Source organism: Paenibacillus sp. FSL R10-2199, from assembly GCF_038000235.1.
Classification (GTDB): Bacteria; Bacillota; Bacilli; order Paenibacillales; family Paenibacillaceae; genus Paenibacillus_AQ; species Paenibacillus_AQ phytohabitans.
In genome coordinates this window covers 3,961,264-3,976,493 of the sequence record NZ_JBBOBO010000001.1, presented here as the reverse complement: position 1 = coordinate 3,976,493, position 15,230 = coordinate 3,961,264, and the positions used below count along the sequence as shown (strand labels likewise).

Annotated in this window: 16 protein-coding genes; 2 read left to right on the top strand and 14 right to left on the bottom strand. The window is 53.9% G+C overall.

The window, feature by feature from the left end; all coding sequences use genetic code 11:
* Positions 1-11: 11 nt before the first annotated feature.
* From NYE33_RS17035 to NYE33_RS17000, 8 genes are all read right to left on the bottom strand, one after another.
* Positions 12-836 (bottom strand): purine-nucleoside phosphorylase, encoded by an 825-nt coding sequence (locus tag NYE33_RS17035; RefSeq protein ID WP_076245560.1) that lies wholly within the window; start codon positions 834-836, stop codon positions 12-14.
* 243 nt (positions 837-1,079) lie between these two features.
* Positions 1,080-2,258, bottom strand: coding sequence for a phosphopentomutase (gene deoB, locus NYE33_RS17030; RefSeq protein ID WP_076245562.1), 1,179 nt, complete (start codon positions 2,256-2,258; stop codon positions 1,080-1,082).
* A gap of 199 nt (positions 2,259-2,457) precedes the next feature.
* Entirely contained in the window at positions 2,458-3,351 is an 894-nt protein-coding gene (xerD, locus tag NYE33_RS17025; protein ID WP_042138699.1) for a site-specific tyrosine recombinase XerD, read from the bottom strand.
* A gap of 145 nt (positions 3,352-3,496) precedes the next feature.
* Complete coding sequence (locus tag NYE33_RS17020; protein ID WP_039300347.1) at positions 3,497-3,730, bottom strand: DUF4227 family protein; 234 nt, start codon at positions 3,728-3,730, stop codon at positions 3,497-3,499.
* Between the two features lie 208 nt (positions 3,731-3,938).
* Positions 3,939-4,406, bottom strand: coding sequence for a ferric iron uptake transcriptional regulator (gene fur / locus NYE33_RS17015; protein ID WP_042138700.1), 468 nt, complete (start codon positions 4,404-4,406; stop codon positions 3,939-3,941).
* Between the two features lie 196 nt (positions 4,407-4,602).
* Positions 4,603-5,238 carry a stage II sporulation protein M gene (gene spoIIM / locus NYE33_RS17010; RefSeq protein ID WP_042138701.1) on the bottom strand — a complete coding sequence of 212 codons (636 nt, stop codon included), beginning with the start codon at positions 5,236-5,238 and terminating at the stop codon, positions 4,603-4,605.
* A 71-nt stretch (positions 5,239-5,309) separates the two neighbouring features.
* On the bottom strand, positions 5,310-6,506 hold the full coding sequence (locus tag NYE33_RS17005; protein WP_042138702.1) for an endonuclease Q family protein: 1,197 nt from the start codon (positions 6,504-6,506) through the stop codon (positions 5,310-5,312).
* Positions 6,497-7,069, bottom strand: coding sequence for an NUDIX hydrolase (locus tag NYE33_RS17000; RefSeq protein ID WP_042138703.1), 573 nt, complete (start codon positions 7,067-7,069; stop codon positions 6,497-6,499). Before NYE33_RS17000 ends, NYE33_RS17005 begins: the two co-directional genes overlap by 10 nt.
* Before the next feature lie 77 nt (positions 7,070-7,146).
* On the opposite strand from NYE33_RS17000, the gene NYE33_RS16995 reads away from it, so the two are divergent.
* Positions 7,147-7,320: a hypothetical protein gene (locus NYE33_RS16995; RefSeq protein ID WP_156118672.1), complete on the top strand. Its 174-nt coding sequence runs from the start codon at positions 7,147-7,149 to the stop codon at positions 7,318-7,320.
* Between the two features lie 154 nt (positions 7,321-7,474).
* Here the strand turns inward: NYE33_RS16995 and NYE33_RS16990 are convergent, their stop codons facing one another.
* The gene (locus NYE33_RS16990; RefSeq protein ID WP_042138704.1) at positions 7,475-8,602 is read right to left on the bottom strand and encodes a M20/M25/M40 family metallo-hydrolase; all 1,128 of its coding nucleotides are present in this window, start codon (positions 8,600-8,602) and stop codon (positions 7,475-7,477) included.
* 97 nt (positions 8,603-8,699) lie between these two features.
* On the opposite strand from NYE33_RS16990, the gene prli42 reads away from it, so the two are divergent.
* Positions 8,700-8,801 carry a stressosome-associated protein Prli42 gene (prli42, locus tag NYE33_RS16985; RefSeq protein WP_099052488.1) on the top strand — a complete coding sequence of 34 codons (102 nt, stop codon included), beginning with the start codon at positions 8,700-8,702 and terminating at the stop codon, positions 8,799-8,801.
* 73 nt (positions 8,802-8,874) lie between these two features.
* On the opposite strand, the gene lipB is transcribed toward prli42, so the two are convergent.
* From lipB to lpdA, 5 genes are all read right to left on the bottom strand, one after another.
* The gene (lipB, locus tag NYE33_RS16980) at positions 8,875-9,576 is read right to left on the bottom strand and encodes a lipoyl(octanoyl) transferase LipB (protein WP_179093563.1); all 702 of its coding nucleotides are present in this window, start codon (positions 9,574-9,576) and stop codon (positions 8,875-8,877) included.
* A 76-nt stretch (positions 9,577-9,652) separates the two neighbouring features.
* Positions 9,653-11,059 carry a dihydrolipoamide acetyltransferase family protein gene (locus NYE33_RS16975; protein WP_341066739.1) on the bottom strand — a complete coding sequence of 469 codons (1,407 nt, stop codon included), beginning with the start codon at positions 11,057-11,059 and terminating at the stop codon, positions 9,653-9,655.
* Between the two features lie 381 nt (positions 11,060-11,440).
* A complete protein-coding gene (locus tag NYE33_RS16970; RefSeq protein WP_341066738.1) occupies positions 11,441-12,427 on the bottom strand; it encodes an alpha-ketoacid dehydrogenase subunit beta in 987 nt (328 codons plus the stop codon).
* 4 nt (positions 12,428-12,431) lie between these two features.
* Complete coding sequence (locus NYE33_RS16965) at positions 12,432-13,463, bottom strand: thiamine pyrophosphate-dependent dehydrogenase E1 component subunit alpha (RefSeq protein ID WP_039300370.1); 1,032 nt, start codon at positions 13,461-13,463, stop codon at positions 12,432-12,434.
* A gap of 268 nt (positions 13,464-13,731) precedes the next feature.
* Complete coding sequence (gene lpdA / locus NYE33_RS16960) at positions 13,732-15,153, bottom strand: dihydrolipoyl dehydrogenase (protein WP_076245573.1); 1,422 nt, start codon at positions 15,151-15,153, stop codon at positions 13,732-13,734.
* Between the last annotated feature and the right edge of the window lie 77 nt (positions 15,154-15,230).

Below are 15,230 nucleotides of genomic sequence, written 5' to 3'. Positions count from 1 at the left end.
TGAAGCAGGAACTACATCTTCGGAATAAAAGCCAGCACCAGCTTCAGGAATTGCTCGCGCACACGTTCCGCTGTCTCCATCACTTCTGCATGGTTCAGCGGCTGTTCCAGAATTCCGGCAGCCATGTTGGTGATGCAGGAAATACCAAGTACTTCAATCCCGGCATGACGGGCCACAATCGTCTCAGATACCGTGGACATCCCTACTGCATCTGCCCCTTGGCGGCGCAGCATAACGATCTCAGCAGGAGTCTCGTAGTTGGGTCCGAGCAGGCCGGCGTATACGCCTTCCTTGAACTCGAAGTTCAGCGCTGCTGCAGCTTCTTTGGCGGCTGCGATCAGGCGCGGGCTGTAAGCCGAAGACATATCCGGGAAACGTACGCCCAGCGCATTATCATTCGGTCCGGTCAGCGGATTGCGGCCTGTGAGGTTCAGATGGTCAGTAATCAGCATCAGATCACCCGGTGTGAAATCGGTGTTGACCCCGCCGGCAGCGTTAGTTACCAGCAGGCTGGTTACGCCCAGCTCTTTCATAACACGTACAGGGAAGGCAGTAGTCTCCGGTCCGTAGCCTTCGTACATGTGAAAGCGGCCTTTCATCATTACGACGCGGCGGCCTTCAATCATGCCGATCAGCAGTTCACCTTCATGTCCTTCAACAGTGGACACCGGGAAATGCGGGATTTCATTATAAGGAATGACTACTTCGTCTGTAATCAGATCGGCCAGAACGCCGAGGCCGGAGCCGAGGATCAGCCCGATTTCGGGTGCGACGGTACATTTGTCTTTGATATATACTGCTGCTTCTTGAATATTGCTTTGGGTAACTGCGGTCATGGTTGGTTCCTCCTTGAGGTGGGTGGGATGAACTTTAGTCATCGACGTAAAGCTGAGCCGTCACTACGGTGATATTTGGACTTCCGGCCGCTGTTGTCTACAGATTTCTTCAATTATGACCCGCTTAGCGGTTGAAATCCGTAGACAAAGGCGGTCGCTATCGCTCCTACAGTTCCAAATTTCCCCTTCGATTCTTCTCACTTTTAGTTATATCCTTCAGTTCATCTTGATTTATTATTTAAATTAAATTAATTCAGACAAAAAGCTCGTCCCGTACTGCGGTGCCTTCGCTCCGAAATTATCAGCGATGGTAGCAGCAACGTCAGAGAAGGTCTGGCGGATGCCCAGGCTGCCCGGAGTCTTGAATCGCGGGCTGTAGATCAGGAGCGGCACATATTCGCGGGTATGATCCGTTCCGGCATGGATCGGGTCATTGCCGTGGTCTGCAGAGATGATCAGCAGATCATCTTCATCCAGGGTGGAGAGCAGCTCAGGCAGCGCCTGATCGAATACCTCCAGCGCCCGGCCGTAGCCTTCCGGATCACGGCGGTGGCCGTACAGGGAATCGAAATCAACGAGATTAGTGAACAGGAATCCGTTGAACGGCTTGCGCAGCTCGTCAATGGTAATCTGGATGCCGTGCTCATTGCTCTTCGTCGGGTAAGAAGCTGTTACACCTTCGCCGGTGAAGATATCATTGATTTTACCTACCGCAATCACGTCTTTGCCGATGTCCTCCAGAGCGTTCATAACGGTCGGCTCCGGCGGCTTCACCGCGTAGTCATGACGGTTCGGGGTACGCACGAAATTCCCCGGCTCACCGACATAAGGACGGGCGATGACACGGCCGACGGAGAATTCGGGAGCCATCGTCAGCTCGCGGGCGATCCGGCAGGCGCTGTACAGCTCTTCCAGAGGAATGATATCTTCATGCGCGGCAAGCTGGAATACGCTGTCTGCCGAAGTATACACAATCCATGCGCCGGTCTTCATCTGCTCTTCGCCGTATTCTACGAGAATCTCCGTGCCGGAAGCCGGCTTGTTGCCAATCACCTTACGTCCGGTTGCCGCTTCGAACTTCTCAATCAGCTCTGCGGGGAATCCGTCAAAATAAGTATTAAATGGAACCTCAATCTTCAGGCCCATCAGCTCCCAGTGGCCGGTCATCGTATCCTTGCCTACTGAAACCTCCTGCATTTTGCCGTAATAGCCTGTCGGGGCAGCTACCGGTTCCAGCGGCGGCAGCGGAGCAATATTCGCAAGTCCCAGCTGCTGCAGATTCGGAAGCTTAAGACCCGGAACCCGCTCCAGAATATGGCCCAGCGTATGGGAGCCTGTATCTCCAAAATTAGCGGCATCCGGCGCTTCACCGATACCTACACTATCCAGAACAATAAATCCGATGCGTTTAAATGAGGACATTGCCGTCTTCACTCCTTCGTAGTTTGCATAATCGTAAAGTCTGCTCAAAACAGGAAGAAACTCCGGGAGAACCTCTCCCGGGAGCTATCCTTTCAGTATGATTCCATCATAACTTTCTTACTCACAAAAAGCATCTTTTCGGGCCAATCCATCCCATCACCCGTTCTATCCACGGTTACACCATACCTCTGAATAAAGACTATTTTGCCCGGGGATGGTGATTCTCATAGACTTCCTTCATATTCTTGCGGGCGATTCCGCTATAAATCTGAGTGGTCGAAATATCGGAATGGCCCAGCATCTGCTGCACGGAGCGCAGATCTGCCCCGCCTTCCAGCAGATGAGCGGCGAAGGAATGCCGCAGGGTATGCGGTGTGATGTCCTGCTGGATGTGGGCTTCACGCGCATGTTTCTTGATTATTTTCCAAAAGCCCTGACGGGTCAGCCTCCCGCCCAGACTGTTCAGGAACAGCGCAGGCTCCTCCAGATTCACCCGGAGCAGCTTGTCCCGCATACCGGAGACATAACGGGCCACACAGTCCGCAGCAATCGTACCAATCGGCACCACTCTTTCCTTGCCGGAGGCCCCGCTGCAGCGTGCGAACTTCAGCCCGGTATTCACGTCCTCCACATTCAGCGAGATTAGCTCTGTAACACGGATACCCGTAGCATAGAGCAGCTCAAGCATCGCCTTATCGCGCATCCCCTGGGGAGCAGATTCATCAGGGACGGCCAGCAGGCGTTCAATTTCTTCAATACTAAGAATCATCGGCGGTTTCTTGCTCGGTTTAATCGTTTCCATATCCAGTGTCGGGTCTTGCCCGATCAGCCGTTCTTTCAGCAAAAAATGAAAATAGGCGCGCAGCGATACCGTATTCCGGTTGACTGTTGCCGTTGCCTTGCCCGCTCCGCGCAGAGCGCCGAGGTAGAGCATAATATGTGATCTTCTGATTTCTTCCATCGCAGCCGTGCCGCGCTCTTCGGTAAACTCCAGAAACTGCGAAATATCCCGTCCATAGGATTCCAGCGTACTAGGAGACAATCCTTTGTCCCCGGACAAATACTGCATAAACGGCTGCAAGTGTGACTTCATCTATTCACGCTCCTGTCATACTCAGGCTGCTTCATGCCGCTCTGCAGCGGTTGGGGTCCGGCAGCAGTCAGAACGCGGGGCGTCCCTTACATGCTCTAGATTCATTCGACAGGCTTCTAGCTTTTTCCTGCAACCGGCGGAGCGCTCACTCCCCGTACCAATAGTAGAACCGCAGGCGCTGACCTGCACTCAGCCCTTCATCGCTTTGCTTCACATCATGAAATGCCCGGATGGCTGTGCCCTCCGGAATATCATAGTTCTGAGCGGGGCTGATCCAGGCACTGACCCAGCTTAGGACATAATACAGCACACAGCTGATCGCAACGAGCAAGGTCATGAAATACAGCCGGCGTACGGTTTTGGGAATGGAGACAATCATCTTAGGCAACCTCCTAAAAGTAAAAGTTATGGCAGCATCTGCTTCACTATTACACTTCGCAGAACTCGTCCTTCACTTTATGCGCCGGAGGGTGGTGTTATGTATTGCTCTTTGAATAATCAGTTAAAAAGCCCCCTCCGGCCATTCAGCCGGGGAGAGCTTGTGCGGTAATTCCTCATCTGTATAAGAGTTCATGCTCTATATTAGCTTATTCGGGAGTATTGCCGTCTGCAGGATTCTTATCCTTGCAGCGGTGGCAAATTCCGTGAAAATCAAGTCTATGATCAAGCACCGTAAAATTATAATCCTTCTCAAGACGCTCTTCCAGCGGACCCAGCCAATCCTCACGAATCTCATCCATGGTTCCGCATTGTACACAAATCAGATGATGATGATGATGTTTCGCTGTATCGGTCCGCAAATCATAACGGGCAACACCGTCTCCGAAATTAATCTTCTCCACGACATGAAGCTCGCTGAGCAGTTCCAGGGTACGATATACGGTGGCTAGACCGATCTCCGGAGCCTTTTCTTTCACCAGCATGAATACATCTTCAGCGCTTAAATGATCATCCTCGTTCTCCAGGAGAACTCTTAAGGTCGCTTCCCGTTGAGGTGTAAGCTTGTATCCTTGGGATTGTAGTTGTTGCTTAATCTTGTCTATCCGGGCTTCCATTGTCTGCCTCCCCCTTGGAAAATTACCGCACCGGGCTTCAAGCCACTTCTTCCATTATAGGGGGAGTTACTTTGAGAAGTCAAACGCTTTTAGCTTACGCTGAGGCAGGACCCCAACGTTCAAGGAAGTGCCCGAATGGAAATTCATTCCACCGCATGTTCTCAGTACAGGCTTATGCTTCCTGAAGATTCTACGCTCATCCGGCTGACACCAGCATCGGCGTCACCCATCTCATCATCACCGGGGTCACCCAAGCCTCAAATCCGGAGATTCCCATAACCAGCAGGGCCATGCCGAGTGACAGCAGGGTGTACATTACAAAAGGCCGGGTCACCTTGGTACGCCGCTGTTGTCCCAGCACCCGGCTGCGGATCATCAGCAGGGAGAAGGCGATCGCTGCCGCGCTGCATACAAGCAATACCGGAATCAGCACCAGATTATGCGGGGCCACAGAGACCAGGGCAAACAGCATGCCATGCCAGGAATACTGGCTGACCAGACAGCCGACGGTGAAGCCGATCAGCACGCCTTTGAGGAAATCCAGAATCAGAATCCCCGGAAGTCCGATAACCGACAAGCCGAGTATCCATATCAGTCCGACCCATTTGAGATTGAATGCGGCAATCCCCCAATACGAATCCTGCGCGGCAGGCAGTCCCTGTTGATCCACGGTCATGAAGAAATTACCCAGATAATCCCCCAGCTCCTGCTGCTGATCCAGCGTTAACGCACTGACAATGAGCGCTCCAAATACGACCCCGACCAGGAATAATACCGCGACAAAAATATAAAGAGGCGTCTGTTCCTTCATCATCAGCCTTAAACTGCGCATCAGGACATTCTCCTTTCCGGTCACATGTTACACCTTATGAAGGAATGTCCCGCTCTATGACTTGTCCTTGGTTACTTCCCCTTAATGACCTTGCCGTACGTCCCTCCGCCTCCTGAAGAGAGCGCAAGCCTGCCGGTACGGGCCAGTACGATCAGCTCTGCAAGCTCTTGTCCGGCAACAGCAGCAAGCTCGGCTTCACCCGCCTTGTGCAGTATATTCATCTCTGTGCCAAACGCCTGCAGCAGGGCATTCAGCTTGCGCTTGCCAAGTCCCGGAATAAACTCCAGAGGCACCTGGTAATGGTAGGGCGGACGGTACGCCGGAACCAGCGGCTCCTTACGATCAGCAATATCGAGAATACGGTCCAGCACTCCTTTCACCAGCTTCGGACTGCCGCAATACGGACAGCGCTCTGAAGTCGCATACGCCTCATCGATAATGCTGCCGCAGCCGCCGCAATATGTGCGGTGGTATTTCCCCAGCCGGGGGTTCAGCCCGAAGTTGGCACTGATCCGGCGTCCCTCCGAGCGTTCCAGCGCCAGCTTCAGCTCATGGAAAGAGGGCTGCTGCATCTCAATCACATTATACTCACGGCCGATTTTGCCCAGGGAATGAGCGTCAGAATTGGTCAGGAAGCTGTACGGGTCAAGCTCTGAAATATACCCAGCCATTTCTGAATCCGCACTGAGTCCAAGCTCTACTGCCGCAATGCGTTCCAGGTCAAATAAGTCAGCCATGCGCTCCGCTGCACAGCCGTAAAGCCCTTTGTGCGGAGTGAAAATATGTGCCGGAATCAGCAGGCCTCCCCGTCCTGTAATCTCGTCCTGCAGCACCCGGGAGGGTGCATACAGGCGCTGGGAGCTTAGATTCACGTTCCGCATATGGGCGCTCATCCAGCTGCTGAACTCTTCCATGGTCCCAAGGTCCGGCATGAAGGCCAGGACGTGGCACTCTTTTCGCCCGGGCTCACGGATCTCAATCTCGGTTCCCAGGATTATCGTAGTCCCCCTGTAGGCAATACCTCCGCCTTCCGCCATCGTCATCTCGCCGGAATCCAGCGCCGCATGAATATCCCGCAGCACCCCCGGGGAGTGGCTGTCGATGATGCCGATCAGACCGATTCCCTTGCGTTCCGCCGCCTCTTTGGCAATCCCGGCGAAGGTGAGCTCGCGGCTGCCGCTGATTTTGACCGCCTGTCCCTCTGAAGTCCGCCCGATATGCACATGCAGGTCGCAGTAAACGCTCTGCAGCGTGGACTCTAGTGCCATTGCCCAGTCAGCGTATACAGATGCCAGGCGTAGACAGCCATCATGGTCTTGGCATCGGCAATACGTCCATCCGCGATATACTGGTAAGCTTCCTCCAGCGTCAGCTCGGAAACCTCCAGGAATTCATCCTCATCCAGCGCCATCTCACCCGGCTGGGCATCTTCGGTCACATAGAGGTGAATGATCTCGTCGGCGAAGCCGGGAGAGGTATAGAAGGACTTCAGCAGCTTCAGCCCGCCGCTGTGAAATCCGGTCTCCTCCTGAAGCTCACGGCCCGCAGCCGCCAGCGGATCCTCGCCTTTGTCCAGCTTGCCTGCCGGTATCTCCACCTCAGTCCGGTGCATCGGCTGGCGATACTGTTCCACTACTAGCATTTTACCGTTATTCAGTGCCAGCACAGCTACGGCCCCCGGATGCTTCACGACCTCACGGGTTGCTGTATTGCCGTCCGGCAGCTTCACCGTATCTACCTGCAGCGAAATAATGTTGCCAGTAAAGATCGGCTTCGTCGACAATGTTTCTTCATCCAATGCGGGGTTGCGGTTGATTTCATCGTTTTTCATAGATTTGTGGTCTCCTTTGGCATGGTTATGCATAGGGTGTATTATAGCAAACTTAAAAGGAAAGAAGGAATGCAGGCATGAATGATTGTCTTGTCCGAGCAAGCTCATCCGCAGTTACAATGGTAGGTAAACCGGAGCAGATCATGGCCGTAATGGCCGGATGGATGAAGCAGTACGGGCGCGATATGCCCCTATCCTATATCCTGCTGCTCCAGACGGAAACGCGGATCACAGCTTCCAAGGCAGGATAATGCCGCTTCGTTCTTCCGGATATCCGTGAGGAAGATTAGCTTCACCGAGTAACAAGAAGGAGCTGTCTCCCGGTGAATTCCGGAACAGCTCCTTTTTGTTACATTTAAGCGCAGCCGGCCCCTTGATCGGCAGGCATCTGCGCAGTTTTTGAAATCAGCCTTTTTGGCTCTCGGCCACAATAGCTACAACCAGGCTGGCTACTTTGACAATATCTTCGGCTTTGATCCGTTCCTTCGTTGTGTGGATATCCTCATAGCCGACAGCCAGATTCACAGTAGGAACCTTCAGGCCGTTGAACACATTGGCATCACTGCCGCCTCCGGAAGCGAACAGCCGGGTGGTCAGTCCCAGTGAAGTAATCGCGCGGTCTGCCAGCTGTACCACCGGATCATGCTCATTAAAGCTGAACGCCGGATAAATGATTTCACTGCGGAATTCACTCTGTGCGCCATTGTCACGTGCGGTTGTCTCCAAGGCTTCACGCATAGAGGCAATCTGCAGTTCTACCTTTTCCTGCACGATACTCCGGGCTTCCGCATCCAGCTGCACATGGTCGCAGACCACATTGGTCGGGCCGCCGCCGGCAAATTTGCCGATATTCGCTGTCGTTTCATTATCGATCCGTCCAAGCTTCATCGCCGAAATCGCTTTGCTCGCCACTTGAATCGCACTGATTCCATCCTCCGGATTAACTCCGGCATGAGCGGATTTGCCGAAGATCTGCATCGTTACCCGCGCCTGTGTCGGCGCAGCAATGGCAATTGCTCCTACTTCACCATTGGAATCAAGCGCGAAGCCAAAATCGGCATCCAGATGCGCCGGGTCCATTGCGCGTGCGCCCATCAGCCCGGACTCTTCGCCTGCCGTAATGACAAACTGAATCTGCCCGTGCGGAAGCTTCTGCTCCTGAATCACCCGGATCGCTTCGAACAGGGCGGCAAGCCCCGCTTTGTCATCCGCTCCGAGAATTGTACTGCCGTCGCTGGTAATCCAGCCGTCTTCCCCAAGGGAAGGCTTAATATTCTGCCCGGGAACCACTGTATCCATGTGGCAGGTGAACAGCAGCTTAGGCGCGCTCACGCCGCTGTCCGCAGGCCAGGTCACGAATAGATTACCAGCTCCGTGTCCCGTTCTCTCCTGGGAATCATCTTCAACTGCTGTCAGTCCCAGAGTGCTGAATTTTTCCTTGAGTACATCGGCAATCCGCCGTTCATTTCTGGTCTCACTATCAATACGGACAAGCTCCATGAATTCATTGATCAACCGGTCTTGTGATATCACTTGGACTTCCCTCTCTTTCGCGGATACGTTACAATGGTTGTACTGCGTTCATTTACGCCTACGTTCTTAACTTAAACTAATCTCAAAGGAGTCACTCATGCAACAGAAAAAATGGTTCCGCATCATTATCTACATCATGCTGATCGCTATGATCGCCTCTACGGTGTTGTTCGTCATCGAGCCGTTTATGGCCGGTTAGTCACGTTTAGTACTTGAATAACAGCGTCCGGGTTCTCCGGGCGCTGTTTGACGTTGCCTGGATTCAGCATTCCTTATTCTGCAGCACTTACAGCCCCGGCAACCGCTTCATACGGAAACTGCTGCAGGAAATAAGGCACCAGCTCGGAAGCAACACTCTCCAGGCCAAAGGAGCGCCCGGTGCATTCCTCAAGTGAAGTGACCCCGTACTCGGCAATGCCGCAGGGTATGATTCCCGAGAAGCCGCTTTGGCTGATTCCGGCTGAAATGTTGAACGCGAAGCCATGACTGGTAATAAAACCTCTGCGGAATTTACTCTTGTTGAATTTGACGCCGATCGCACAAATTTTCTCATCGCCGACCCATACGCCCGTATATCCCTGCTTGCGGGTTCCTGATATCCCGTGTGAAGCCAGATAGGCAATAATAACGGCCTCCAGCCTGCGCAGATATCCGTGCAGATCGACCTTGCCGTCTTCGCCAAGCTTCAGGAGAGGATAACCTACAAGCTGGCCCGGTCCGTGATATGTAATATCTCCTCCGCGGTCGATTTCAAACAGCGCAATCCCTTGTTTCCCAAGCTGTTCCACGCTAAGGAGCAGATGCTCCGGATGATTCTGTGAACCGATGGTATAGGTAGGCGGATGCTGCAGAAGGATCAGCCGCTCGGAAGCGGTGCCTGCGTCAATCCCCTGCACCGCTTCCTTTTGCAGCTCCCAGGCCGCGCCGTATTCCATCAGCGGGAGATAGGAAACTTCCAGTTTGCTTAAGTTCAGGTTGTCCATGGTCATAAGGTCCCCTTTGCTTCATATTCTCCCTGTCACAGGGTTCCGCAGCTGCCTTGTTAAAACATTAGTACAGCTTGGTGTCCGGCGTATAACCTTCCACATTATCCTTCACGCGCTGCAGGAAACGCCCGCTGATGACTCCATCCAGAATCCGGTGATCCAGCGACAGGCAGATATTGGCCATCGAGCGGACGGCGATCATATCATTGATGACCACTGGTTTTTTCACGATAGATTCAAAGGTTAGAATCGCCGCCTGCGGATAGTTAATGATCGGGTAGGACAGAATCGAGCCGAACGAGCCGGTATTGTTAACCGTGAACGTACCGCCCTGCATATCTTCCAGCCGCAGCTTGCCTTCACGGGTCTTCAGCGCCAGTTCGTCGATCTCGCGGGCCAAGCCTGCGACGTTCTTCTGGTCGGCTTTTTTGATGACCGGTGTCATTACAGAGTCCTCTGTGCCTACAGCGAGCGAGATGTTGATATCGCGTTTGACAATGATTTTGTCAACGGCCCAGACGGAGTTCATGATCGGATAATCTTTGATTGCACTGACAACCGCCTTCATCAAAAAGGCCAGATAGGTCAGATTAATGCCCTCTTTGCGCTTGAACTCATCCTTCAGCTTGTTGCGCAGCACGACAAGATTGGTCACATCGACCTCAATCATCGTCCAGGCATGCGGAATCTCCGAGACGCTCTGGCGCATACGGGTAGCGATCGTATTACGGATCGGCGTAACGTCGATCAGGTATTCCGAGCTGCTGCCCCGCCCGCCTTCCACTTCGATCGTCGGAATCTTCGGCGACTCGCTTAAGTGCAGGCCGGAGTGACGCAAATGCTGAAGCTCTCCGCGCACTTCTTCCTGAATAGGCTGGAATACAGGCTGCTGCGGCGCAGCAGCAGCAGTTGGGGCTGTAGCTGCAGGCTGAGCCGCAGCTGCACCGCTCTCCAGGAACGCGAGCACATCCTTGCGTGTGATGCGTCCGCCCAGGCCTGTGCCCGGCACGGCCGCAAGGTTGATGCCGTGCTCGGCGGCCAGCGTCTGCACAGCCGGAGAGTAACGGGAACGCATCGGAGCATCCGCGTCAAAAGCCGCAGCCGGCACAGACGGCCGGACGGAGGCGTGGGCAGGCTGCGGCGCTGCGCCGGGTGCCGCCGGGGCTGCGGAATTGGCAGCTGCCGGGGCCGCTGCGGATGCCGCAGGGGCTGCTGCACCGGCTACTGCGATGCGGGCGATGATCTCGCCGACGCTGACCGTCTGGCCTTCTTCGGCGAGCAGCTCCACCAGCGTACCGTCTACGGTAGCCGGCAGCTCAGCATTTACCTTATCCGTAATCAGCTCACAGATCGGCTCATATTGCTCGATCGTATCGCCCGGCTGCTTCAGCCATTTCCCGATCGTCGCCGATACCAGCGATTCTGCCAGCTGCGGCATGATTACATCCGTCAGCTTTGTATTGTCAGACATAATGTCACTCCTTAAAGTTTTGTAAGCACAAGCTTCCTGAAGCAGCTTCGTACAAAACTGGCTTCGGAAGCATACACTTATGTTTTGTAAGCACATACTTCCTGAGTTAGCTTCGACAAAACTGACTTCGGAAGCATGTAGCCACGAAATCCTGCCCAAAATACAACATTTCACCACTTAAATGTGCCAAAAATCAAAAAAGTTGTACAAAAGGCAGCATTTCTCTTTATCCAAGCGGATAAGCGTGCAAATTGTTGTATTTCATACAGCAATCCTGCCTAACCCACCGCTAATTTCGAATCTAAGCTGCAATAATTGCAACATTCATGCCCAATGTACATACAGGCTGAACATAAAGACCTCACCAGTTGTTCACATATATCAGTACTGCGCCAAACGCAGCATCTCCGCCTTTAATTTGTCCTTGCTCAGCATGAAGAACTTCTCCATCGGCGGGGAGATTGGCATCGCCGGCACATCAGGTCCGCACAGGCGGAAGACTGGCGCATCCAGATCAAACAGGCAGTGTTCAGCGATAATTGCTGCCACTTCGCCGCCAATGCCTCCGGTCTTGTTGTCCTCGTGGACAATCAGCACCTTGCCGGTCTGGCGGACAGCGGCAATAATCGCCTCGCGGTCCAGCGGCTGCAGGGTGCGCAGATCCAGAATATGCGCGGTAATGCCCTGCTCGCGCTCCAGCTCTTCCGCTGCCTGCATCGCAAAATGCAGCGGAAGGCTGTACCCGATCACCGTAATATCGCTGCCTTCACGCAGCAGATTCGCTTCACCGATTGGCACAATGTAGTCGCCCTCCGGCACATCTTCCTTGATCAGCTTGTAGCATTTCTTGTTCTCGAAGAACAGCACCGGATCGGGGTCACGGACAGCAGCTTTCAGCAGTCCCTTGGCATCGGCAGCCGAGTAAGGGGCTACAATCTTCAGTCCCGGAGTACCGAAGAAGATCGATTCCGGACACTGAGAGTGGTACAATCCGCCGAAGATCCCGCCGCCGATAGGCGCGCGGATTACCACCGGACAGTTCCAGTCGTTATTGGAACGGTAGCGGATTTTAGCCGCCTCGCTGATAATCTGGTTCGTTGCCGGCAGCATGAAATCAGAGTACTGCATTTCGGCGATCGGCTTCATGCCGTACATCGCCGCGCCGATCGCCACGCCGGCAATCGCTGACTCCGCAAGCGGTGTATCAAGCACGCGCTCTGCGCCGAACTGATCCTGCAGTCCTTTGGTGGTCGTGAATACGCCGCCCTTCACGCCGACATCCTCACCCAGCACGAACACCGAATCATCGCGCTCCATCTCTTCCTTCATTGCCAGCCGAATTGCATCGATATATTCCATCATCGCCATGGCTTTATGCTCCTCCCTTAAGGCCGGATTCATCGTACACATGCAACAGCGTATCTTCCGGTTTCGGGAACGGTGCATTTTCGGCGTAGGTTATGGCCTCTTTCAATTCAAGATTATATTCGGCAACCAGATCACGCTCCTGCTCGTCACTCCACAGACCCAGTCCGGTCAGGTACGTGCGGAACGCGGCGATGCCGTCCTTTTTCCAGTTCTCGTCAACCTCTTCCTTGGTCCGGTAAGCCAGATCATTATCCGAGGTGGAATGCGGCGACAGGCGGTACATCATCGCTTCAATCAGGGTGGGGCCTTCTCCGGCGAGCGCACGCTCCCGCGCCTCTTTGACCACACGGTAGACCTCAAGCGGATCATTGCCGTCCACCCGGACACCCGGGAAGCCATAGCCGAGGGCGCGGTCACTGACCTTGCCTCCAAGCTGCTTGTGGGCCGGAATGGAGATCGCATACTGGTTGTTCTGGCAGAAGATGATGACCGGCAGCTTATTCACACCGGCGAAGTTACACGCTTCATGAAAATCCCCCTGGTTACTGGAGCCTTCACCGAACGTAACAAAGGAAACAAACTTTTTCTTCTGCATCTTGGCCGCCAGCGCGAAGCCTACAGCATGCGGAACCTGGGTCGTAACCGGACTTGATCCCGTTACGATACGCAGGCGTTTGCTTCCAAAGTGGCCCGGCATTTGCCGGCCGCCGCTATTGGGATCTTCCGCCTTGGCGAATACGGACAGCATCAGCTCACGCGTGGTCATTCCTACCGTCAGCACGAACGCATAATCACGGTAATACGGGAGGAAATAATCATTCTCCCGGTCCAGCGCAAAAGCCGCTGCGACCTGCGCCGCTTCCTGTCCGATGCCGGACACATGGAAGTTGATCTTGCCTGCGCGCTGAAGGAGCAGACTGCGCTCATCGTATTTGCGCCCGAGCTGCATGAATCTGTACATATCGATAACCTGGCCGTCGCTGAGTCCAAGCTGTTTATGTCGGTTAACGGTTTCTACAGTACCTTGGGATTCCATATAAGAGGTACCTCCTAAAAGTTTTGTAAGCATAGCTTCCTGAATTCAGGTCGTACAACCGGCTCCGGAAGCGTTCGCTAACTTTGTTAAGCATGACTCAACAAAGTATATGTCCTGATCTTAAAACCAGGTACTAATTTCATTCTAAGTTCATTATAATCCCTTTCCATACAAAAAGAAAAGCCAAGAAATGCCGCTATGGAGCTGTTTAGGCGCATCAAGCGCCCTCAGCTCCGTCCGGCATTCACTTTAGCCCTTTCATCTTATCCTAGAATCCAATTGCTCTTCCATCCACCGCCAGCATCGCTTCCCCGATGATCTCCGAAAGTGTCGGATGGGCATGGACCGCCTCGCCAACCTCCCAGGGTGTTGCATCCAGAATCTGTGCCAATGCCGCTTCACCGATCAGGTCCGTCACATGCGGGCCAATCATCTGCACGCCGAGGATATCCCCGCTCTTCGAGTCGGCGACCACTTTTACAAAGCCGTCCTTCATGCCGTAGACAATCGCTTTGCCGATAGCCGAGAACGGGAATTTGCCGGTTACAGTCTCATGTCCCAGCGCCTTCGCTTCCTTCTCGGTATAACCGACACTTGCTACTTCCGGCCGCGTATAGACACAGCGGGGAACAAGATGGGCTTCATACGGATGGAGCGTTTCGCCCGCCAGGTGATTCACGGCACGGATGCCTTCATGGCTGGCCGCATGTGCCAGCTGCAGTCCGCCGATGCAGTCGCCAATAGCGTAGATATGAGGCTCCCCCGTCTGCATGCTGGCATTCACTCCGATGACACCTTTGTCGAAGCGGATATCTGTATTTTCCAGGCCGATATTCTCGATATTCGCTACGCGCCCTACGGATACCAGCAGCTTCTCGGCCGACAGGCTCTGGCTCTGCTCACCCTTGCGGGCTTCAATTGTAATTCCTGATTCCGATATACTACAGGTCTCTGCATCCACGGTAGTACCGGTCAACACTTTGACTCCGCGTTTCTTGAGCAGACGCAGCAGTTCTCGGGCCACTTCTTCGTCTTCCTGCGGCAGCAGCTGGCTTGCAGCCTCAACTATAGTTACCTGCACACCGAAATCGGCCAGCATCGAAGCCCATTCCACGCCGATAACCCCGCCGCCCACAATAATAATCGACGCCGGAAGCTCTTCGAGCGTCAGCGCTTCTTCACTGCTCAGAATCACTTTGCCGTCAGGCGCAAGGCCCGGCAGAATACGCGGGCGTGATCCGGTAGCAATGATGAGATTGGTGGAGACTACAGTCTCCATCTCGCCATCCTCCAGCTCCACGGCAACTGCACCGCTTCGCGGAGAGAAGATAGACGGGCCGATGATCCGGCCTTTGCCTTTGAGAATCTGAATTTTATTCTTGCGCATCAAATACTGCACACCCTGATGGAGCTGCTCCACTACCGCTTCCTTGCGCAGCTGCACTTTGGGAAACACCAGCTCAACGCCAGTTGTCTCTATACCGTAGCTTTCGCTCTCCTTGATTTCAGCAAATACCTCGGCACTGCGCAGCAGTGATTTGCTGGGAATGCAGCCGCGGTGCAGGCAGGTTCCGCCCAGCTTGTCCATTTCGATAACGACGACGGATTTGCCGAGCTGCGCGGCGCGGATCGCCGCCACATAACCACCGGTACCTCCACCAAGTATCGCCACGTCACAGGTAATTGTCATGATATGTATCCTCCAGTCATTCCTCTAAAGTTCAGTTTAACCTATTATATTGTACTCTCTTTTGATTCTATTACAAA